The sequence below is a fragment of the Vibrio sp. Vb1755 genome, from assembly GCF_033338635.1.
GTDB classification, from domain to species: domain Bacteria; phylum Pseudomonadota; class Gammaproteobacteria; order Enterobacterales; family Vibrionaceae; genus Vibrio; species Vibrio alginolyticus.
Genome location: NZ_JAWOTA010000020.1, coordinates 69,933 through 91,519, shown reverse-complemented (window position 1 = coordinate 91,519; position 21,587 = coordinate 69,933). Strand labels below are relative to the sequence as shown.

The 21,587-nt window shown below is 43.7% G+C and carries 16 protein-coding genes, 1 tRNA gene and 1 other RNA gene; 13 read left to right on the top strand and 5 right to left on the bottom strand.

Features of this window, described 5'->3' with window-relative positions:
- A tRNA-Tyr gene (locus R7E00_RS16770) sits at window positions 1-67 on the bottom strand.
- Between the two features lie 292 nt (window positions 68-359).
- Here R7E00_RS16770 and R7E00_RS16765 point away from each other — a divergent pair.
- Both R7E00_RS16765 and vmeF read left to right on the top strand, forming a co-directional pair.
- Window positions 360-1,454 (top strand): efflux RND transporter periplasmic adaptor subunit, encoded by a 1,095-nt coding sequence (locus tag R7E00_RS16765; protein WP_005378593.1) that lies wholly within the window; start codon window positions 360-362, stop codon window positions 1,452-1,454.
- Window positions 1,454-4,567 (top strand): multidrug efflux RND transporter permease subunit VmeF, encoded by a 3,114-nt coding sequence (vmeF, locus tag R7E00_RS16760; protein ID WP_262606136.1) that lies wholly within the window; start codon window positions 1,454-1,456, stop codon window positions 4,565-4,567. Before R7E00_RS16765 ends, vmeF begins: the two co-directional genes overlap by 1 nt.
- Before the next feature lie 80 nt (window positions 4,568-4,647).
- On the opposite strand, the gene R7E00_RS16755 is transcribed toward vmeF, so the two are convergent.
- On the bottom strand, window positions 4,648-5,223 hold the full coding sequence (locus R7E00_RS16755; protein WP_053307492.1) for a porin family protein: 576 nt from the start codon (window positions 5,221-5,223) through the stop codon (window positions 4,648-4,650).
- A 214-nt stretch (window positions 5,224-5,437) separates the two neighbouring features.
- On the opposite strand from R7E00_RS16755, the gene R7E00_RS16750 reads away from it, so the two are divergent.
- Complete coding sequence (locus tag R7E00_RS16750; RefSeq protein WP_005378586.1) at window positions 5,438-5,755, top strand: DUF1244 domain-containing protein; 318 nt, start codon at window positions 5,438-5,440, stop codon at window positions 5,753-5,755.
- A gap of 64 nt (window positions 5,756-5,819) precedes the next feature.
- On the opposite strand, the gene R7E00_RS16745 is transcribed toward R7E00_RS16750, so the two are convergent.
- Window positions 5,820-6,914: a PLP-dependent cysteine synthase family protein gene (locus tag R7E00_RS16745; RefSeq protein ID WP_005389952.1), complete on the bottom strand. Its 1,095-nt coding sequence runs from the start codon at window positions 6,912-6,914 to the stop codon at window positions 5,820-5,822.
- A gap of 138 nt (window positions 6,915-7,052) precedes the next feature.
- Here R7E00_RS16745 and R7E00_RS16740 point away from each other — a divergent pair, with 138 nt between their 5' ends.
- Window positions 7,053-7,517: an Lrp/AsnC family transcriptional regulator gene (locus R7E00_RS16740; protein ID WP_017820003.1), complete on the top strand. Its 465-nt coding sequence runs from the start codon at window positions 7,053-7,055 to the stop codon at window positions 7,515-7,517.
- Between the two features lie 456 nt (window positions 7,518-7,973).
- Window positions 7,974-11,015, top strand: a complete 3,042-nt coding sequence (locus R7E00_RS16735) for a D-Tyr-tRNAtyr deacylase (protein WP_065274285.1) — start codon at window positions 7,974-7,976, stop codon at window positions 11,013-11,015.
- Between the two features lie 68 nt (window positions 11,016-11,083).
- On the opposite strand, the gene tesB is transcribed toward R7E00_RS16735, so the two are convergent.
- The gene (gene tesB, locus R7E00_RS16730; RefSeq protein WP_005378575.1) at window positions 11,084-11,944 is read right to left on the bottom strand and encodes an acyl-CoA thioesterase II; all 861 of its coding nucleotides are present in this window, start codon (window positions 11,942-11,944) and stop codon (window positions 11,084-11,086) included.
- Between the two features lie 240 nt (window positions 11,945-12,184).
- Here tesB and R7E00_RS16725 point away from each other — a divergent pair, with 240 nt between their 5' ends.
- On the top strand, window positions 12,185-12,619 hold the full coding sequence (locus R7E00_RS16725; RefSeq protein ID WP_005378572.1) for a YbaY family lipoprotein: 435 nt from the start codon (window positions 12,185-12,187) through the stop codon (window positions 12,617-12,619).
- Between the two features lie 30 nt (window positions 12,620-12,649).
- Here R7E00_RS16725 and R7E00_RS16720 read toward each other — a convergent pair whose 3' ends face one another.
- Entirely contained in the window at window positions 12,650-12,952 is a 303-nt protein-coding gene (locus R7E00_RS16720) for a DNA base-flipping protein (RefSeq protein ID WP_033905036.1), read from the bottom strand.
- A gap of 257 nt (window positions 12,953-13,209) precedes the next feature.
- Here R7E00_RS16720 and R7E00_RS16715 point away from each other — a divergent pair, with 257 nt between their 5' ends.
- The 7 genes from R7E00_RS16715 (at window position 13,210) to udp (ending at window position 21,510) form a co-directional block, all read left to right on the top strand.
- Window positions 13,210-13,953 (top strand): hypothetical protein, encoded by a 744-nt coding sequence (locus R7E00_RS16715; protein WP_005389942.1) that lies wholly within the window; start codon window positions 13,210-13,212, stop codon window positions 13,951-13,953.
- Between the two features lie 152 nt (window positions 13,954-14,105).
- A complete protein-coding gene (locus R7E00_RS16710; protein ID WP_053349422.1) occupies window positions 14,106-16,109 on the top strand; it encodes a GGDEF domain-containing protein in 2,004 nt (667 codons plus the stop codon).
- 137 nt (window positions 16,110-16,246) lie between these two features.
- An RNA gene (gene ffs / locus R7E00_RS16705) (signal recognition particle sRNA small type) lies at window positions 16,247-16,343 on the top strand.
- Between the two features lie 212 nt (window positions 16,344-16,555).
- A complete protein-coding gene (locus tag R7E00_RS16700; RefSeq protein ID WP_005378485.1) occupies window positions 16,556-17,290 on the top strand; it encodes an RNA methyltransferase in 735 nt (244 codons plus the stop codon).
- A 247-nt stretch (window positions 17,291-17,537) separates the two neighbouring features.
- Entirely contained in the window at window positions 17,538-17,957 is a 420-nt protein-coding gene (locus R7E00_RS16695) for a CBS domain-containing protein (protein WP_005378483.1), read from the top strand.
- Window positions 17,958-18,129: 172 nt separating this feature from the next.
- Window positions 18,130-20,436, top strand: a complete 2,307-nt coding sequence (locus R7E00_RS16690) for a zinc/cadmium/mercury/lead-transporting ATPase (protein ID WP_256900311.1) — start codon at window positions 18,130-18,132, stop codon at window positions 20,434-20,436.
- Window positions 20,437-20,751: 315 nt separating this feature from the next.
- Window positions 20,752-21,510, top strand: coding sequence for a uridine phosphorylase (gene udp / locus R7E00_RS16685; protein WP_005378479.1), 759 nt, complete (start codon window positions 20,752-20,754; stop codon window positions 21,508-21,510).
- Window positions 21,511-21,587: the final 77 nt, after the last annotated feature.

Genomic DNA, 21,587 nt, shown 5'->3' with positions numbered 1-21,587 from the left:
GGACGGATTCGAACCATCGAAGGCAGTGCCGGCAGATTTACAGTCTGCTCCCTTTGGCCACTCGGGAACCCCTCCAGAGGATTTTTATACTTAGTAAGATGTTTTCCCAACTCATCTCCCAAGTGCGGAGCGAATCATAGCAAACTCGCTCAGGCTGTAAAGCGTTTTTCTTACGTTTTTACGTTGAATGCTGTCTTTTTGGGCAAAGATGGTAGAAAGTCAGCGTTTTGTTTGTCCTTTGAACAGAAGAGAAGCGCGCTTTTTACTTGAATTTACACTACTTGACGTTAAACACCGTATCTACTGATAAACTGTAAGCAGTTTAATGACATAAGTTTATTCGTTTAGAAGTCAATATCATGAGCATGAAAGCCACGTTATCGTTATCTGTTTTAACGCTTTCTATATTACTGAGTTCTCCATCGGTTTGCGCTGCGATGCGAGGAGGCTCAGCGGTTACCGTTGTGACTGAACAAGTAGAAACGCACGAGATCAATCAATCCTTAACTCTTATCGGCAAATTAAAGGCAGCGGAGTCTGTGGTTGTCGCATCGGAAGTCGCCGGCAAAGTGAATCAAATCGCTGTTAAAGCGAATCAAAATGTCCAGCAAGACCAGCTATTAATTAAGTTAGATGACGATAAGGCTCAAGCCGCTTTGATTGAGGCAAAGGCGTATCTAAAAGATGAACAGCGTAAGTTAAAAGAGTTCCAACGTTTGGTTAAGCGGAATGCGATTACTCAAACTGAAATCGATGCACAAAAAGCCAGTGTTGAAATAGCACAAGCGAGGCTTGATGCTGCTCAAGCCAATTTAGCTGATCTCCATATTACTGCCCCATTTTCTGGCACTGTTGGTTTTATCGATTTTAGCCGCGGCAAAATGGTCAGTGCGGGTACTGAACTTTTGACGTTGGATGATCTTTCCGTCATGGAACTGGATTTACAAGTACCGGAGCGCTATTTATCGATGCTTTCTATTGGTATGGAAGTCATTGCTAAAACCAGTGCATGGGGTAGTCAGACCTTTACTGGTCAAGTCACAGGTATTGATACGCGTATCAGCGCCGAAACACTGAATCTTCGCGTGCGTATTGAGTTTGATAACCCAGAAAATCAATTGAAGCCAGGCATGTTGATGAACGCTTCACTAGCATTTCCTGCTATTAAGGCGCCAATCATTCCTGTTCAAGCGCTTGAATACTCCGGAACTAAACGTTTTGTATATGTAATTGATGAAAACAACAAAGCTACTCGTCAAGAAGTGTCGCTAGGTGCTCGTGTTGGTAACGAGGTGGTGATCGAATCTGGTGTTGAGATTGGTGACAAGATTGTGGTTCAAGGCATTGTTAACATGCGTGATGGTGTCGAAGTGAAAGAAATTGTCGCGCCACTAAAAGCGAACACCACGGATGTGACGCGCAATGACAGTGAATCGGATGAGGAAGAAAACTAATGTTACTGTCCGACGTTTCAGTTAAACGCCCTGTCGCGGCGTTGGTTCTGAGCATGCTGTTGTGTGTGTTTGGCTTTGTGTCATTCACCAAATTAGCCGTTCGTGAAATGCCTGATATAGAAAGCCCAGTCGTTTCTATCAGTACGCGTTATGAGGGTGCATCGGCGACTATTATTGAAAGCCAAATTACCTCCGTTTTGGAAGACCAGCTTTCTGGGATCAGTGGAGTTGATGAAATTAGCTCCACTACTCGTAACAGCATGTCGCGTATCACGATCACGTTTGAATTAGGTTACGATCTCAACACAGGTGTGAGCGACGTGCGTGATGCCGTAGCTCGTGCTCAGCGCTCGCTACCTGATGAAGCGGATGACCCTATTGTTTATAAGAACAATGGCTCGGGAGAGGCGTCGCTCTACATCAATCTCAGTTCTGCAGAGATGGACCGTACTCAATTAACCGATTATGCCGAACGTGTATTGATGGACCGCTTTAGCCTGATCTCTGGGGTTAGCTCCATTGATCTCTCCGGTGGTTTGTACAAGGTCATGTACGTGAAGCTTAAGCCAGAACTAATGGCTGGACGTTCAGTTACAGCTTCGGACATTACATCAGCTTTACGAAGTGAGAACCTAGAAAGCCCAGGTGGTGAAGTTCGAAACGACTCAACAGTAATGTCCGTGCGTACGGCTCGTACTTATAACACGCCTGAAGATTTTCAATATCTTGTCATAAAACGCGCAAGCGACAATACACCTATCTATTTAAAAGATGTAGCAGATGTCTTCATTGGTGCAGAAAACGAAAATTCAACCTTCAAAAGTGATGGTGTAGTAAACATCAGTCTTGGTGTGGTACCGCAGTCAGACGCAAACCCGTTAGAGGTTGCGAAGCTGGTTCGTTCTGAAGTCGATAACATCCAGAAGTTCTTACCAGAAGGTACACGTCTTGCGATAGATTACGACGCGACAGTGTTTATCGAGCGTTCAATCGAAGAGGTGTACAGCACGCTATTTATCACGGGCGGCTTGGTGATTTTGGTATTGTACATTTTCATCGGCCAAGCTCGTGCAACCTTAATTCCTGCGGTTACGGTTCCTGTTTCTCTGATTTCTTCGTTCATTGCCGCGTACTACTTTGGGTTTTCTATCAACTTGATCACCTTGATGTCGTTGATATTATCGATTGGTTTGGTGGTGGATGACGCAATTGTGGTTGTAGAGAATATCTTCCACCATATTGAACGCGGTGAATCGCCATTACTCGCCGCATATAAAGGTACAAGAGAGGTTGGTTTTGCTGTTATAGCAACAACATTAGTGCTGGTGATGGTGTTCTTACCGATCTCCTTTATGGATGGCATGGTAGGTCTACTATTTACAGAGTTTTCTGTATTGCTGGCTATGTCGGTCATATTCTCCTCTTTGATTGCCCTGACGCTGACTCCTGTAATAGGTAGTCAGATTTTGAAAGCGAATGTAAAACCAAATCGATTCAATGAAGCGGTTGATCGCTTGTTTAGCAAGCTTGAGAGTGGCTATCGCGCATTATTGAAAGGCGCATTGAAAGTACGTTGGGCTGCTCCGCTGGTGATTCTAGCTTGTTTGGGCGGTAGCTATTTCTTGATGAATCAGGTACCGGCCCAGCTGACCCCACAAGAAGATCGCGGTGTGATATTTGCGTTTGTGCGCGGTGCAGACGCTACGTCATACAATCGTATGTCAGCCAATATGGATATTGTCGAAGACCGATTGATGCCATTACTAGGGCAAGGTTATCTGAAGTCATTCAGCATCCAAACGCCAGCGTTTGGTGGCCAGGCAGGAGACCAGACAGGCTTTGTGATCATGATTCTAGAAGATTGGAACGAACGTGATATCACGGCTCAGCAAGCCCTTAACAAAGTACGGAAAGAATTGGCGGGTATCCCAGATGTTCGAGTGTTCCCATTTATGCCAGGTTTCCAAGGTGGTTCGAGTGAGCCAGTTCAGTTCGTATTAGGCGGCTCTGATTACGATGAGCTCGTTGTTTGGGCTGAAATGCTAAAGAACAAAGCAGAAGAATCACCAATGATGGAAGGAGCAGAGATAGATTACTCGGAAAAAACGCCTGAGTTATTGGTTACAGTTGACCGACAGCGTGCCGCAGAGCTAGGAGTCAGTGTTAAAGACATTTCTGACACCCTAGAAATCATGCTCGGTGGTAAAAGCGAAACGACTTATGTTGAGCGTGGCGAAGAGTACGATGTGTATCTTCGCGGTGATGAAAATAGCTTTAATAATGCTGCAGATTTAAGTCAGATTTATCTGCGCACGAATAGCGGTCAGCTAGTGACGTTAGATGCGGTCACAAAAATTGAAGAAGTGGCGGCCTCTATTCGTCTTTCTCACTACAACAAACAGAAGTCCATCACTATTACTGCCAACCTGTCGGAAGGTTATACATTAGGAGATGCGCTGAATTACCTAGACCAGGAAGCCATCGACAACTTACCGGGTGACATTTCGGTGAGTTATTCGGGGGAGTCGAAAGACTTTAAAGAGAACCAAGCGAGTGTTGCTGTTGTGTTTGCATTGGCACTGCTAGTGGCGTATCTCGTGTTGGCGGCTCAGTTTGAAAGCTTCGTAAACCCGTTAGTGGTCATGTTTACGGTGCCGATGGGTGTATTTGGTGGCTTTCTTGGTTTGGTTATTATGGGCCAAGGTATGAACATTTATAGTCAGATCGGCATGATCATGTTGATTGGTATGGTGACGAAAAACGGTATTTTGATCGTAGAATTTGCCAATCAGCTACGTGATCGTGGCGTTGAGTTTGAAAAAGCGATCATTGATGCTGCCGCGCGACGTCTACGTCCAATCTTAATGACTGCGTTTACCACACTTGCTGGCGCAATTCCGTTGATCGTATCGACAGGGGCGGGTTATGAGAGCCGTATTGCCGTGGGTACGGTTATCTTTTTCGGGATGGGGTTTGCGACATTGGTGACCTTGTTTGTTATCCCGGCAATGTACCGATTGATTTCGGCGAAAACACAAGCACCAGGTCATGTAGAAGCAGAGTTAAACAAAGCAATTAGCCATGATACGAAGGGCCGTATAGCGCACCCTTAAATCAAACGTTAAAACATAAAAGCCGAGGTAATAACCTTGGCTTCTCTTTATCGGTTTAAAGTTAGCTCGGAAGCGTTCGATTAGAAGCGTTTCCCTAGGCTGATTTGTACACCTTCGTAGCTGTCGTAAAAATCTTCAAAACCCATATCCGCGACATTATAAATGTACTCTGCGCGTAACCAGATATCTTTGCTCATATCCCAATGGACACCAGCACCGATGTTGAATAGCGCGCCTGAATCATCTGTGACTTTTTGTTCGTTTGGAACATACATTTCAGCTTGAGTGCCAAGCGCAGTTACGCGACCAAACAGTGACAGCGGCGTATCGCCTAAGTTATCACTTGTTACAACAGCAGACATACCTGCTTGGTAATAGTGAAGATCTAAGTCAGTTTTTAGAGCATCGTTCTTAAGTTCATTTTGTGAATAGCGCAGAACCCCTTCAAACGCGAGGTATTGGTTTATATGGTAACCCCAGCCAACTGTGATATGTGGTGTTGACCACTCATTGTCTCTATCCGAGCCGAAATACGGTGTATCAAAACCAACGTTACCAGTACCCAGATAAAAATAAGATTGATGAGCTTGTTCTTGAGCAGCTAAAGTTGGCACGCTAATGGTCAAGGCAGACAATAATAGAATGGCGTTTTTCATAACTAGACGATAACCTTGGTAAAAGACCGTTGTAATGATTTGTTTAAATGTTAATTTAATCAATAGGATGGATGGTAATTATCATATCAGCTTTTATCAAAGGTAGTGATTTTAGAATGGGAATTGTTGCGCTAAAGCATACTTCTTACTCATGACTACCGACTAACTAGATATGGTGACGAAAGCTAGCTAAATAAGAGAGAAGGAAAGGAAAGTGGCTGAATTCAAATACAAAAACTTGACTCAAGAAGAACAAGATAAGTTAGACGCGGCGACATTTCGCCGTTTATTGGCGCATTTAGATGCTAACAAAGACGTACAAAACATCGACCTGATGATCCTTGCGGGCTTCTGTCGCAACTGCTTTAGCAAATGGTATAAATCTGAGGCTGAAAATCTCGGTTTGGATTTAGATATTGATGACGCTCGCGAACGTGTTTACGGCATGACTTACGATGAATGGAAACAAAATCATCAACCAGCGGCAACGCCAGAACAATTGGCTGCGTTTGAAGCGCGCCAGAAAAAGTAAAACCCAGCGATAAAAACAGCCCACATGAAGTTGGGCTGTTTTTTTTTAAAGTCCAGTTTGCACGTTAAGCGTTAGTTGAGCCGCAACAAGCTGGCTCAACGCAACCTTTTGCTTGAATGACTTCGAGTTGAGCTAAGTAAGGTTGAATATCGCCGATGTTCTCTTTTACCCATGTTAAGTCATAATACGTATCTAGGTAACGCTCTCCAGAATCACATAGAAGCGTCACGATAGAACCCTTCTCACCGCGTTGTTTCATCTCACAAGCCAATTGCAGCACACCGTAAAGATTGGTGCCTGTTGATGCGCCGACTTTACGCCCAATCAGCTGAGATACCCAATGGGCGGTTGCCACACTGGCTGCGTCTGGAATTTTGCGCATTTCATCAATGACACCAGCAATAAAACTTGGTTCGACACGTGGTCGCCCGATACCTTCAATTTTGCTGCCAGTATCGCCTTTCAATGAGTGATTTCCTGACTGGAAAGCATCGTAAAACACTGAGTTTTCAGGGTCTACCACGCAAAGCTTAGTGTCGTATTTTTGGTAACGAATAAAACGGCCAATGGTTGCTGATGTGCCGCCTGTTCCAGGACTCATCACTACCCAGCTAGGAATCGGGTGATCTTCTAACTCCATTTGGCTAAAGATAGAGTTCGCGATGTTGTTGTTACCGCGCCAGTCAGTAGCGCGTTCAGCATAAGTAAACTGGTCCATGTAGTGACCATTTAGTTCTTGAGCCAAGCGTCGAGACTCGTCATAAATCTGATCTGATCGTTCAACAAGGTGCGCTTTACCACCGTAAAATTCAATTTGTTCGATCTTTTTACGTGCAGTGGTTTTCGGCATGACGGCAATGAACGGTAAGCCAAGTAAACGCGCAAAATACGCTTCCGAAACGGCAGTGCTGCCTGAGGACGCCTCGATTACAGTGGTTTCAGGACCAATCCATCCATTACAAATAGCATAAAGAAACAATGAGCGCGCCAATCGATGCTTAAGAGAGCCTGTTGGATGCGTGCTCTCATCTTTTAGGTAGATATCGATACCATCAAGAGAAGGCAGTTCAAGTTTAAATAAATGAGTATCAGCAGAACGTTGAAAGTCTGCTTCAATTTTACGCACTGCATTGTTGATCCAGTTGTGGTCAGTACACATGGCGTCTCTCCTTGGAAATCGATAGATAAGCATTAGATGGGAATAATTTACCTATAATACGAGAGAAAAACTTTGCTATAGTTGCCGGTAATGACTATTTTGATAGAAAAGTTTTCTACACTTCGTGGGTTTTATAGGATGAGTTTGGATCGGGTCGATAAACAGCTGCTTGCGTTGTTACAAACCGACAGCACCTTGTCATTAAATGAGTTAGCAGAGCAGGTAAATCTGACAACGACGCCATGTTGGAAGCGTTTGAAAAGGTTGGAAGAAGAGGGCTACATCGAAAAACGCGTGGCGTTGTTAAGTACAGAAAAGCTCGAGCTATCTTTCATTGCATTTGTTCAGTTAAAAACGATTGATCATTCCGAAGGTTGGTATCACCATTTTGTTACAACTGTGAGTGACTTTCCTGAGGTAATGGAGTTTTATCGTATGGCTGGCGAGTATGACTACATGATGAAAGTACTAGTCAAAGATATGAAGTGTTTTGACGAATTCTATAAGCGGTTAGTTAATAGCGTAAAAGGGCTATCTAATGTGACTTCAACATTTGCTATGGAGTCCATTAAATACACAACAGAGTTACCAATCCTAAAATAACTCGCCCTATAAGAATTCTATCTAATGTTAATTCTACCTTTTAGTATTTTAAATGTTAAAAGGTAGTTTGATTATGCTTTTAAAACTATTTCCTACCAGATTTTTATAAATATAAACGATATTTATTCTCTCTTCTATTTTTCATTAACCATTTGTTTTTGCAGTCCATTAATCCTATACATCATAACGAAAGAAAAAATAACGCAATTTTTTCTCTTTCTTTTTCATGTTTTATTTTATTGAATATTAATTTTTACTAAATTAATGGAAGAGTTTGATTTAAACGTTTGCTTTTTGTGTTTTCATGTAATTTGGTCGCTATTTTTGATTATTTGTTTTTAGGATTAATACAGTAGCAATTACTTAAGTAATAAAGTACTCAAAAATGGGGATAGTGATTAATAAAACATCGTATTATTATCGCCCCATCTTGTATGTAACAAAGTATTACTAAAAATGAACAGAAATTACTATTTGCTTTTTCTCGCAGCTTTACTCGCTGGCTGTGGCGGTGGGGGAGACTCTAAGCCGAACAATACGAAGACACCAACTACGATAACAAAGCAGAACCGTCCGCAATTAAAAGTGGAAGACACGGTGTTGAAGTTTGAAGGAGTGGGAACGGTTACTGAAGCAAAACTGAGCAATGTACATGGGTCGGTATCTTACCAAGTCATTGATTCTAATCCGCCAAATGTCGTGAAAATTAATGACTCAGGAATACTACAAATTCTGCGCCCAGGAACGGCGACTATTCTTGCTACAGATAGTAGCTCTGCTTATGAATCTTCTGAAGCAAGATTTTCTGTCACTGTAGAGCGAGGCATCAATACTGAACTTTCAGTGAGTGATCTGAATTTCAATGCGATTGAGTCAGAAGGAAAAGCGTTGATCGTCCGTGGCCAAAAAGGCGAACTGAGTTATGAGGTAGAAAGTGGTCATAACTTGATTCGTGTTGATGAGAACGGTTCGGTATATTCATTAGGTTCAGTTGGTCAGGCATCGGTGCTGATTACTGATTCAGGTAACGACTTTTACTTGCCGAAACAAGTTCGCGCTACGGTTAAACTGCATGCAGTAGCTCCGGGGCAATTACAGTTCGCTTTGCTTGAAGACGAGTATCGAGAAGGGTTGACGTTAGAACCAGTGCGTCTAGATAAAGCTCAAACGCAACGTATTTCTTACAAAATTATAAATAGCGTACCAGACAGCAAGGTGGCCGAGTTGCTAGATCCTGAAACGGGCTTGCTTCTTGTTCATAATGTTGGTCGATTAACGGTTGAAGCGACTGCAACTTACAGCGACGCGTTTCTGGATAAACAGCAAACAGCGCAATTTTTTGTGGATATAAAACAAGGCAAGCGTCAAGAAATCAGCGCAGCGGATATCGTCACAACTTATGAGGAAGGTGGACGAATTTTCCCTAAGGTGACGAACGCCTACGGTGACTATGAGCTGAGAATCATTCGTGGTGAAGACGTTGTCGCTAAAACTGAAAATGGTGAAGCATTACTGATCAAAGGTGTTGGTGCTGCTGAAGTGGAAATTTACGAGCATGACATGCGTAATTATCCTGCAAGCAAAACTCGTTTTGATCTTGAAGTTAATCGCGCGCCTCATCCCGTTATAAAAGACATTGAAATGCCGCTTACCTATCAACCAAATCTTTCAATCCCTCTGACGTTTAAAGGGCAAAAAGGTAACGTAAATCTAGTTAGCAGCTTACCTAATGGCTTACGAATGACTGACGGCAAGTTGGAGGTAGTGACTGCGGGTGAGTACGACCTTAAGTTTGAAGACGATGGTGGGGAGTTCTACCAACCTATTCAATTTAATGTCGTCATCAAAGTTGCAAAGGCTGAAGGCCAACCGATGGCAACGCACGATTATGACGTTGTATACAGCAACAAATACAGTTTTGATCTTCACCGTGATTTTGGTTTGAGTGCTGACGAGCAAATTGAGATTGTAGATAACACCGCACCAGATGTTGTCGGTGGTTTTAGTGAAGGACGTCTCCATGTGTATAAAGCGGGTAAAGCGACGCTAACTGTGCGCAGAAAAGAGAGCGCGAATTATACCGTTGGTCCTGATCAAAAAGTCTACGTGACAATTTTGAGCGCGCCGAGCCGAATTGAAGTTCAATCCGATGTGGAAGAGATTTGGAAGGTTGGCCAAACATTTGTTGCGCCGAAAATCTCTGGTACGGTTGGGGAAGTTACGTACCGATTTGCAGACAACGCAGCAATAGATGTGGTTTCCTTAAACAGCCAAACGGGTGCCATGCAAATTCTTAACGCGGGTAGCACAAAAATTATTGTTTCGGATGCGGGGGACGACAAAGTGGATCCGGGTGAAAGTAGTTTCTCGGTCACGATTAAACAAGGCACAAACCCGGTATCGGTTACTTACCCAACGGTAGAATTCTCCGCTGGTAGTGTTATCTCACCAGTGATGAGTGGTGGGATTGCGAAGGCAAGTTACCGTCTTATTAACCAAAAAGACCCTGTGGTCGAGCTAGTTTCTCCTGATACAGGGCGTTTGAAAATCCTGCATGCAGGCACGTACCAATTAGAGGTTACCCTTACTGGGCGCAACTACAAAGCTAAAACAATCGTCGTAAATGGCACTATTAACAAAGCGAATCACCCTGGTTTAAGTGCTTCTACAATGAAGGTGGAATTTGAACCATTTAAAAAGGTTAAGCTAGACTTTGGTACACCAATAGGAAACCGCAGCTATCAAATATCCAGCTCAACAATTAAAGGAGTCGCTTCATTAGATGTTGATAAGGAAGAGCTGACGTTACTTGATCTCCCGCCAGTAAAAAGACGTTGGATTTCTCTCGACATTTCGGAAGGAGAATCTCGAGATTACAAAGCGTTGGAAAGTAAGAAAGTCCAGCTGTATCTAAGCTTTGCAGATGAAGGTGTTGCGGATCAATATACATTGCTTGAAACTGAACAAACAGTATTGTTTAGCACGCTAAATGCACGTGAGTTTTCTAACTTAGAAGAAAGTGAGTTTGGTTTGATGAACGTTCGTTCAGTGCGTGAGCCAACGGACGAAGAATTGAAATTATACGGCAAAGGTAAGATTGCACTACTTGCATTCAAGCCGGTGGGTAACGATGACCCAACTCTAATAAAAGGAGCGTGGGTACACTTAGCTCGATTTGATGGATGTACATCAGAGCTGTTCGAAGATGATCTCAAGCCTTTTGAAGCAATTGACTATGATGACCCAGGATACTGCACCAGCGGCAGCACGATTCGTATGACTCGGTTCTTAATAATTGATGACTCGAAGATGGAAAAGGTAGAGTATGAGTTAGTAGCACCTGTGATTACTTACCGTCGTGGGGTTCGTGAATTTTTAGCAACGAATAAAGGTGGATTCTATGCCGACCCAAATGTCATTTACGGGAAAGGCGAATATGGTTACCCGAAATCACTTTACGAATGGTCGGTTGTTAACATGAAGTATCAACCAAATTAATCATCGTTTGATACCCATTAAAAAAGGAGTGCGGAACAGCACTCCTTTTTTCGTCTAGCGAACACGAGCTATTTCGTGTAGCGCATCACCCCTTCTTGCACGGCGGTCGCCACTAAGTGACCTTGCTGGTTGTATATTTCGCCACGGACCAACCCACGAGTATTGCTCGCCGTTGGGCTCTCTATCGCATATAGAAGCCATTCATCCATCTTAAACGGGCGATGGAACCAGATAGAGTGGTCAATGGTGGCCACTTGAAAGTTAGGCGTCATTAATGAGACTTCATGTGGATGCATTGCTGTTACAAGGAATCCCCAATCGGATGCGTAGGCCAGAAGGTACTGGTGAATTAGCTGATTCTCTGGCATTTCACCATTAGCACGAATCCAAAGGTACTGTTTGGGTTCTGCTTTTTTGGGCTTCAAAGGGTTGATAACCGTAACGGGGCGAGTTTCGATTGGCTTTTCCCCGCAAAATGTTTTGCGTAAGCGTTTGGGTAGAAATTCTGCAATATGGCTTGCGAGCTCACTCTCTGAGGCAAAGTTTTCTGGACCAGGGATATCTGGCATTTCTTTTTGATGATCAAACCCAGGTTGATCGCCATGGTAGGATGCGGTTAGGTAAAAAATAGGGCGTCCATTTTGAATTGCCTTTACGCGTCTAGTGCTAAAGCTACGGCCATCTCTCAGATTTTCTACATCATAAATAATAGGTTTTTCTGGATCGCCAGGGTACAAAAAATAGCTATGGAAGGAGTGTACCGTGCGTGTTTCTTCAACGGTGTAGCGCGCAGCAGAAAGCGCTTGCCCAATTACTTGACCGCCATAAACTTGAGGCAAACCTAGGTTTTCACTTTGGCCACGAAACAAGCCTTCTTCTAATTTTTCGAGTTGTAGTAGGCTGAGCAATTCTCGTAGTGGTTTACTCATTGTGTCTCCTCACCGTTGTCTTTCATTCCAAGTTACCTCAACAGCCTCACTCTTGTGAAGTGGCATAGTTAAGAACTATTGAGTAACTTAGAAATAGTATTGTTCCAATTATGAAACAAAATCAATTGTTTGATAAATTCTAACTCAGTCAAACTATTGTCAAATAAAGTGACAGGAAGCAGACAGTTTTATATTCCACACCTATAATTGCTTCGGTTTAATGCTCTTTTCGAGGAATATATGAAAAAAACACTACTACTTGTTACTTCTCTACTCTTTGGGGCTGCGTTAGTGGGTTGCCAAACTTCTCAAAATACAGAAATGGAATCTACAGAAGCGTCAATGAAGACGATTACAGGTACAGTGGCTTATCGCGAGCGGATTGCCTTGCCACCAAACGCAGTGGTTACTATTGCGTTAGAAGATGTGTCCTTGGCGGATGCGCCAGCAAAAGTGTTGGCGAAACAGACATTCGAAACGGAAGGTAAGCAAGTTCCTCTTTCTTTTGAGTTGAGTTACGACAGCAATGAAATCAAACCAAACCATCGTTACAGCGTTCGTGCTCGCATTGAGGTAGATGGAAAGCTGCGTTTTATCAGCGACACACATAACGGTGTTATTACAGATGAAGCACAAACTCACCAATTAGATATTCGTCTAGTTGGAACACGTTAATACGACGTACTGAGAACAAAAAATGGCAGCTTAAGGCTGCCATTTGTATTTTTTAAGTGAAGTTTTGCCAACTTCCGAGACTTCAATCCCTTCTGCTTCTAATTTCTTTTTTTGTCGCTCTAAGTCTCTGCCTTTTAAAGATATTTTTCCTTGGCTATTTACCACTCTAAACCAGGGGAGTTTGCTGTCTTCTGGTAGGTTACCCAGTGCTTTACCAACATGTCTCGCATAGCCCGGATAACCGGCCATTTTTGCAATTTCCCCATAGGTGGAGACTTTTCCTTTTGGAATTTGGTGAATTACAGCAAAGATTTGCGCTAAAAATTGGTCCATACTCAAAAGTGTCTATTTTGGATTACTAAGGAATGGTAAACCATTGGACTTGTATATTGCTAACGGTTCTTAACCCTTGTGTTGTCAGCGACTCACTTTGAAGAATTACATTTTCTGTTCTTTAGTGTCGTTGGTTGATGAGCCTTAAACAGCATGAAGCAAACGCAAGCTAAGCTTGAATCTAGACCCTCTCAACGACTTTCAATCCCAGTTTTTGCCGTTGAGTTACCAAGTAGGTGGGGAAGCCAGGAGGCGCTATGATTTTATCGACACTTCAATTTTTCGTTACGACCTTACTCGCTGTTGTCTGCGTTCGGGCGATGAGTTTGAGCGAGGGTGACATTCCCGTTCTTGCACTTATGATCCCCGCGCTGTGGGTTCTGCCACAAGGTGGGTTCGCTGGCTTAGTATTGCTGGGCGCGATGATGGCTTTTGGTGCGACACTCTCAATGCAGCCAATTGCTTTGTCGGTTGGTGTTTTGATCCTTTTCCCACTTTTAATGGTGGTGTTTTCTCGTAGAAGCTCTTTAGGCGTGTTGCTCACCGCTGGTCTTATTGTACTTACACTGCAAGTTGGTCTTATGGTCACACAGCAAGGCGGTAAGCTGGATGGGTCTGCTTGGGTTACAGTGGTTCAAACCATTGCGGTTATGGCGATGTGGTGGTCGGCTGCGCATTGGACGCCATCCAATAAACACAGCTGGTGGCCGTTGTTTTTGTTGCTCCCATTGTGGATTGCAGGCCTACCGTACGCCGTTCTTATGGCGTTAAGTTTGACGGGAATGTTAGCGTCAATGGAAGCACTTGCGAAGCTTCAACATACCATTCGTTGGAGCAAATTATTATGTTGGACATTGCCGACTGTGGGTTTTGCCGCTTTAGTCGTCAGCCCGACCACGGATGTGCCAAACCCTGTTTTCGTGGTTTGGATCTGTTTGTTAGGGACGGCTTGGATGACTGACTATATTTTACGTAGTAGCGATGAACAGGCTGAATTATGAATTTTTAGTCAGGTAAAAAGTGACATGTGCGGCAGAGTATCGAATTGGTTGTGGAACAAAATGGAGATTAGTATATGTTCTTCATTTCATATTTACTACACTTCCAATAATAATAACCACAATATAAGTGGTTGATTTAAGATAAGTTTGTCATGACAACTTTTGCTCGAACACTGTTGCTTTTTGCATGTTGCCTCTTGAGTTTGAATGTAAAAGCCGAAGCCCCTTTAATTGCTCATTATAAAGTCGCGACTGAAGCGGATGATGTCGTCACTCGTGTTCTTTTCAATGCTGCTTCAAAGGAGTTTGGCTTTACCGTTCAATACGTAAACTACTCCAGCTTTGATGCCATTCTAAATTCAGTAGCGAATGGGGAAGCGGACTTTGCTGCGAATATCACTTACACACAAGAACGTGCTCAACGTTTTAGTTATTCCCGCCCAACAAATATCGAATATACCTACCTCTTTGGCTTAAAAGATTCGACGTTGAGTGATATTTCGCGTGTTGGCGTCCCCAAAGATACAGTTTATGCCCAATTACTTAAACAACACTACCCTGGTCTAGAACAGATCTCTTATCAAGGTCACGAACAAGCAGTAACACTGCTACGTTCAGGTGCTGTGGACGGCGTTGTCGATGCCATTAACCAGCTCAAGCCGATGCTGATGGAGGGGTTTGACGCCAAGATGCTCAATGATCAGATTTCGATAAAGCCCGTATCCATCATCAGTAAAAAAGATCATCATCTTGAGGAGTTGGACACGTTCGCTACGTTTATTCACGGGGAAGCGGTGCAAAAGCAGCTTCGCGAAGAAATTTCCCAGTATCAATTTGAATTAAGGCGAGCAGCGTTGCGTGATTCTATTCGTTTATTACCCCTTGATTTTAATGAACCAATACGGATTAAGCTCGAATCTATCTTTCCATATGTTGTATACAACGCAGATGGTAGTGTCGAAGGGATGACGGCTGATGTAGTCCTGAGAAGTTGTGAGATCTTGGCTTTAAACTGCTTGATCATTAGTGAGCCTGGTGAAAGCTGGGGTTCTATGTACCATGAGTTTATCCAAGGTAATTTCGAAATTTTGGCGCCGTTAACGGTCAGCCGTGAGCGGCGCGCATTTAGCTACTTTCCAAAGTCCCATTACGCGCCAGCATCGGTGATGGTCAAGCGTTTAGGTTACAAACCGAGCACATACTCTCATGTTTCACAGTTGATATCTGAGCAGATTGGCGTAGTTAAGGATGACTTTTTCGATCAAATGATGACGCAACTGTTACCGCTAAAAGAACTCAAACGTTATCGTACTCAACAAGAGCTCATTCAGGGGCTATTAAATGAAGAAGTCGATTACATTCCGATGGATACGGCGATGCTCAATCATTTTTTACGTCTCAGTGAATTGGTTCCGATAGAGCAGGATACCGCTATTGGTGAGTTTTATGAGTCACAACTCTCTGTTGGATTGGTCGCGAATGAAAAAGGAGCCATGCTTGCGCCTTTCTTCAGTCGAGCGATAGCGATGTTAGAAGTTGATAAGATCATTGCTCAGTACGATGTACGCCCAGATTGGCGTACCGCACTTGAATATGAGATTCGATTAGCGACGCAAACACAAGCTGTGTTTATCTTTGTGTTATTGTTTGCTATTTGTGTTTCGCTTTATCTTTACCGTCAATCTAACACTGACAACTTAACAGGGTTAAGGAATCGTCGTGCGTTGCAAGTAAAGTATCGAAAAGGAGTAAACAAAGATCTATCCATACTTTACTTAGACATTAATCATTTCAAACGAATCAATGACACTTATGGGCATCGCGCTGGGGACGAAGTTTTACAACTACTGGCACTAAAAATTCATTATGTCTGGTCGGGAAGATGTTATCGAATTGGAGGGGATGAGTTCATATTACTGGGTTATCCTACGCAAGCTGAGTTAACTAGAGCAATGAGAGAGCTCAGTAGAATCGATGTGAAAGGCAAATTATGTAGTGATTTGGAGTCTATAAGTATCTCTATTGGTTTCTCTGCAAAAAGGGAACGGCACATGAGCTTAGAGCAAGCGATGCATTTGGCTGATGAAGACATGTACATGAGTAAGCAGTCCTCACGGCACGACTCCTCTTATCGTGACTGTACGGTTTCATCATAAAGGAATGAATTGATCGAGTTTTGTCCAAACGGTAATGAAATGATGAAATTCAAGGTTTTTGCTCTTGCATTATGAGAGCTGATACTGAATAATCGCCCCATCGATTGAGGCAAGACCTCTCGAAAAGAATTATGGGGCTCTGGTCCTCTCGCAACAATAGCTCGTGAACTCGGTCAGGTCCGGAAGGAAGCAGCCGCAGCGTGTGACTTGTGTGCCGGGATGTGGCTGGGGTCCCACCCTTTGAAAGCCCTGCGTTATCGCAGGGCTTTTTTCGTTTTTGAGCCTTCTTTTATTTTGGCTACGCTTGGTGTTCAACGTCTTCTGATGATCAAGCTTCTTGAGGTTATTTAGGTATAATTTATAATCTCATCCGCTTGATACCGAACTGTCGTGAAGATTGTTTAGGGTACGCTCGCCGAATAACCATTTTCACCTGGGATACTTTAATGATTTCAAAAAACCAATTAAAACTGCTTCGTGCTTTAGGTCAAAAGAAACAGCGTAAAGCGCATGGCTTATTCCTAGTTCAGGGTGAAAAGAACGTACTAGAGCTAGCAAGTAGTTCATTGAAGGTGAAGCAGGTTTTTGCAACAGCGGCATTTCTCGAACAAAATGCTGGTACGCTAAATCGTTTTGATTGTGTTGAAGCATCGCTTGATGAATTGACCAAAGCGAGCACGCTTGTGAGCAATAATGCGGCCATTGCTGTGGTTGAAATTCCGAGTGTAAAAGAGCCTCAAGCGAAAGGCTTGATGATTGCGCTAGATGGTGTATCCGACCCTGGTAATCTAGGTACGATTATTCGTGTTGCAGACTGGTATGGCATCAAGCACATTATTGCGAGTACAGATTGTGCTGATCCTTATAATCCTAAAACGATCAGTGCGACCATGGGCAGCTTTGGCCGCGTACAAGTGAGTTTGGTGGATTTGCCAAGTTACTTGGAACACGCCAAATTGCCAGTATATGGCGCGTTTTTGGAAGGAGAGAGCGTTCATAAAACGGATTTCGCTGCTGAAGGTATTTTGTTGATGGGCAGCGAATCTCATGGTGTGCGCGAAGCCGCAGCAAAATTCGTGACAGATAAAATCACGATTCCGGCGTTTGGCGGTGCCGAATCACTGAATGTCGCGATGGCGACTGGCATTATTTTAGACAACATGCGCCGCCAACATAGCTAACGCAACCATTACTTAATAACAAAGCCAGTCAATTTGACTGGCTTTGTTGTATTTATTGCCTAGAAAAATCAGCCTGGCTGAATCTTGCGTTTAACGAAATACAGTGAATGTTGTTCGGTGAGTTAATTTTGTTTTAGTTCAATAGGCTGTGCCTATAAATAAAATTACTCCTTTCCATTTAGTAAAATCAGGAAATTAGGCGACACTTATCTAAAGGCCGCAATAAAATGCCCTTAAGGAGATAAGAATGCATTCATTAAAAGTAAAAGATTACATGACGTTGCAAGCGGTGACTTTCACGAAAGATATGTCACTTTCGGCAGCTTTAAACAAAGTAATGCAAAGTGTCACACTAGGTGGCCCTGTCATTGATGAAAATGAAAAAGTGGTTGGGTTTTTATCGGAGCAAGACTTATTAGATAAGTTGGTGAAAGCAAGTTATCACTGCCAAGATACACATACGGTACAAGAGTGTATGCATGATGATGTCTTATCTGTTTCTCCAGAAATGTCAGTAATTGAACTGGCTGACATGATGAAAGTTGGAAAGCCGAAAATGTATCCAGTGGTGGATGGCAAAGGTAAGTTGGTTGGTGTTATCACAAGAAGAGACGTGCTGCGTGCCATAGGAATGACATTAAATGAGTGTTTTAAGCATCCCGTTTAACCTCTCTGTTTAAACTTTACGGAATATTGCTTTTAAACTGGTTTGGAAAGACGCTTCGGCGTCTTTTTTATTTTCTATCGCCGAACTGTACAAATTTATCTTGACCTTGGAGCTTACTCTAAGGTTTATCCTTAGCAATAGGTAAATCACCGATACCAATAAGGAAAAAATTATGTGTACAAAACATCAAGGTTGCCAATCTAGCAAAATCAAAACTGCGGTGCCGCTTGGTGCAAGCGAGTCATGCTGTGCGCCAGTAAAATCTTCGCTCAATATCTCTCAGGCCAGTGTTGATGTTTCTGAAAGCTCTTGCTGTAGTGGAGGAGGCTGCAGCGTTGACACAGGCGAGGAAGACGATCCCACAAGGGAGAGTAATTCCTCCGTTCGGAACGCTTGGCTTGTGTCAGGTATGGATTGCCCATCTTGTGCGCAAAAGCTTGAGAAAGCCATTACGTCTTTACAAGGCGTCAGCCAAGCCAAGGTTTTGTTTGCAACAGAAAAACTGGTCGTCGATTTTGATGGTCTAGAGCTGATAGCTACGATAGAGCAGACAGCCCAAAAAACGGGTTTCCCGCTCTCTTCACTTGATGCTCCAAAACCAAGCACTACAAAGAAAGGCTGGCTTGGCGTCATAAGAGACAACATCCAAATTCTCTCGATTGCTGGTGCAATGGCTACTGCGGCAGTAATTTCTAAGATCGACCCTCAAATAAGCGCTTGGTTATTCACTTTGACGTGTTTACTTGGTTTATACCCAATCGCGCTCAAAGCATTTAAGTTGGCGCGTAGCGGTACGCCTTTTGCGATTGAAACGTTAATGAGTGTAGCGGCGCTCGGCGCTTTATATTTAGGTGAAACCGCCGAAGCCGCAATGGTGTTATTGCTTTTCCTTATTGGTGAAAAGTTAGAAGCATATGCATCATCTCGCGCGCGAAGCGGTGTCCAGGCGTTAATGGACTTAGTCCCAGAAAATTCAATTTTAATTATTGATGGTGAACGCAAAGAAGTACCAGCTGCGCAGCTTAAACTAGGGGATATCATAGAAGTCGCACCCGGAGGTCGTTTGCCTGCCGACGGTGTTTTGCAAGATGCGCTTGCGAGTTTTGACGAAAGTGCGTTAACGGGAGAATCTGTTCCCGTTGAACATCAAACCGGTGGCAAAGTGATGGCCGGGGCTGTGGTTGTCGATAAAGTGGTTCGTTTACAGGTGACTTCCCGTCAGGGCGAGAATGCGATAGATCGAATTCTTCATTTGATTGAAGAAGCAGAATCCCGTAAGGCACCATTAGAACGCTTTCTTGATAAATTTAGCCGTTGGTATACGCCACTAATGATGTTGGTGTCTCTGATGGTTATCGTTACGCCGCCATTACTATTTGCCCAACCGTGGGAAACGTGGATCTATCGAGGACTCGCCCTGCTGTTGATTGCTTGTCCATGTGCGTTAGTCATTTCAACGCCTGCGGCGATCACTTCTGGCTTGGCGGCAGCGGCTAAGCGGGGCGCATTGATCAAAGGTGGAGCGGCGCTTGAGTTGCTTGGCAAGGTTGAGTCTGTCGCATTTGATAAAACTGGGACACTGACGCAAGGTAAACCAGAAGTGACCGACGTCTTTGCTTTTGATATGGATGAAGACAAGTTACTTAGCCTAACTGCGTCAATCGAGGTTGGTTCAAGTCATCCTCTAGCGGTTTCTTTAGTTACCAAAGTGCAAGAGCAGGGGCTTACTATTCCTGAAGCGTTGGATAAAACCGCGCAAGTAGGCTCTGGTGTCACTGGTTACGTCGATGGAAAAATGGTCCAAGTGGTCACGCCTTCAAAGGCAGACTTTCCACTTTCTCAAGAAGCCAAAGAGCAAGTGGTTACGTTGGAACAACAAGGTAAAACGGTTGTCATTGTTCGTTACGATGACGAGGTCATTGGCGTGATCGCATGGCAAGATACATTGCGCTCAGATGCCCAGCAAGCCATCGCAATGTTGAAGGAACTTGGGGTCACGTCGGTGATGCTAACGGGTGACAACCCGAGAAGTGCAGAAGCAATGGCAAATAGAATAGGCTTGGATTATAAAGCGAGTTTGTTACCTGCAGACAAGGTGCATTACGTCGAGAAACTATCACAACAACATACCGTTGCGATGGTGGGAGACGGTATCAATGATGCTCCAGCCATGAAAGCTTCGAGCATTGGTATTGCGATGGGAGGCGGTACGGATGTTGCGCTCGAGACTGCTGATGCGGCGTTAACACACAACCGGTTGATTGAGCTACCTGCCATGATAGAACTGTCGCGTGCGACGCTAAGTAACATTCGTCAGAATGTCGCGTTAGCGCTAGGTTTGAAAGGTGTATTCTTAGTGACAAGTTTACTTGGGGTTACTGGGTTGTGGGTTGCAGTATTAGCTGACAGTGGTGCAACAGCACTGGTGACATTGAATGCGTTGAGATTACTTCGTTTTGAGTCCAAACAGATCAAATAACTGACCTAACCAATGATCCCACTCATTAATAGCCCGAGGCATTCGTGTATCGGGCTTTTTTTTAACCGTATTCACCTGATGCGATCAGACGTTTTTCTCGTCCTTGAAATCACGCATTGCTATGCAACAAAATGACTTAATGCCCCCTAAAGTGTGATCAATACCAGTTTTGTTTGAAATTTCATTTTCATTACATTTTGTCATTGTGATTGTGATCACTCTATGTTGGTGAAAGGTTCGCTACAGTGCATCTGTACCCAATAACTGATTAATGAGCTTATTGTTCATAAAATAAGCCACAATAAGGAGCGACTTATGTCTCAAGCTGTATTCCATTTAGGTGTTACTGAAGCTGATCTTAATGGTGCGACTCTAGCGATCATTCCTGGTGACCCAGCGCGTGTTCAAAAAATCGCAGAACAAATGGAAAATCCAGTATTTCTAGCAAGCCATCGTGAATACACGCTATACCGTGCAGAGCTAGACGGTAAACCTGTTGTGGTTTGTTCTACAGGTATTGGTGGTCCTTCTACCTCTATCGCAGTTGAGGAATTGGCACAGCTTGGTGTTCGTACTTTCCTACGTGTTGGTACAACGGGTGCAATTCAACCGCATGTAAACGTGGGTGACATGATCGTAACGACGGGGTCAGTTCGTCTTGACGGTGCGAGCCTACACTTTGCTCCTATGGAATTCCCAGCAGTTGCTGACTTTGAAGTAGCAACCGCAATGAAAGCAGCGGTAGAAGAGTCTGGCGCTACAGTTCACATGGGTGTGACTGCATCAAGCGACACGTTCTACCCTGGTCAAGAACGTTACGATACGTTCTCTGGTCGTGTTGTTAAGCGTTTCCAAGGCTCTATGCAAGAATGGCAAGACATGGGCGTACTTAACTTCGAGATGGAGTCTGCAACACTGCTAACAATGTGTGCGAGCTCTGGTTTAAAAGCGGGTTGTGTGGCAGGTGTTATCATCAACCGTACACAAAAAGAGATTCCAGATCATTCAACTCTGAAAGAAACGGAAGCGCGTTCAATTAAAGTGGTTGTAGAAGCAGCGCGTAAAATGCTTTAAGCCCCTATAGTTGGCATTTAAACAAACAGAAAAAACCAGAGGCTAACCTCTGGTTTTTTTCTAGTTATAGAAATGCG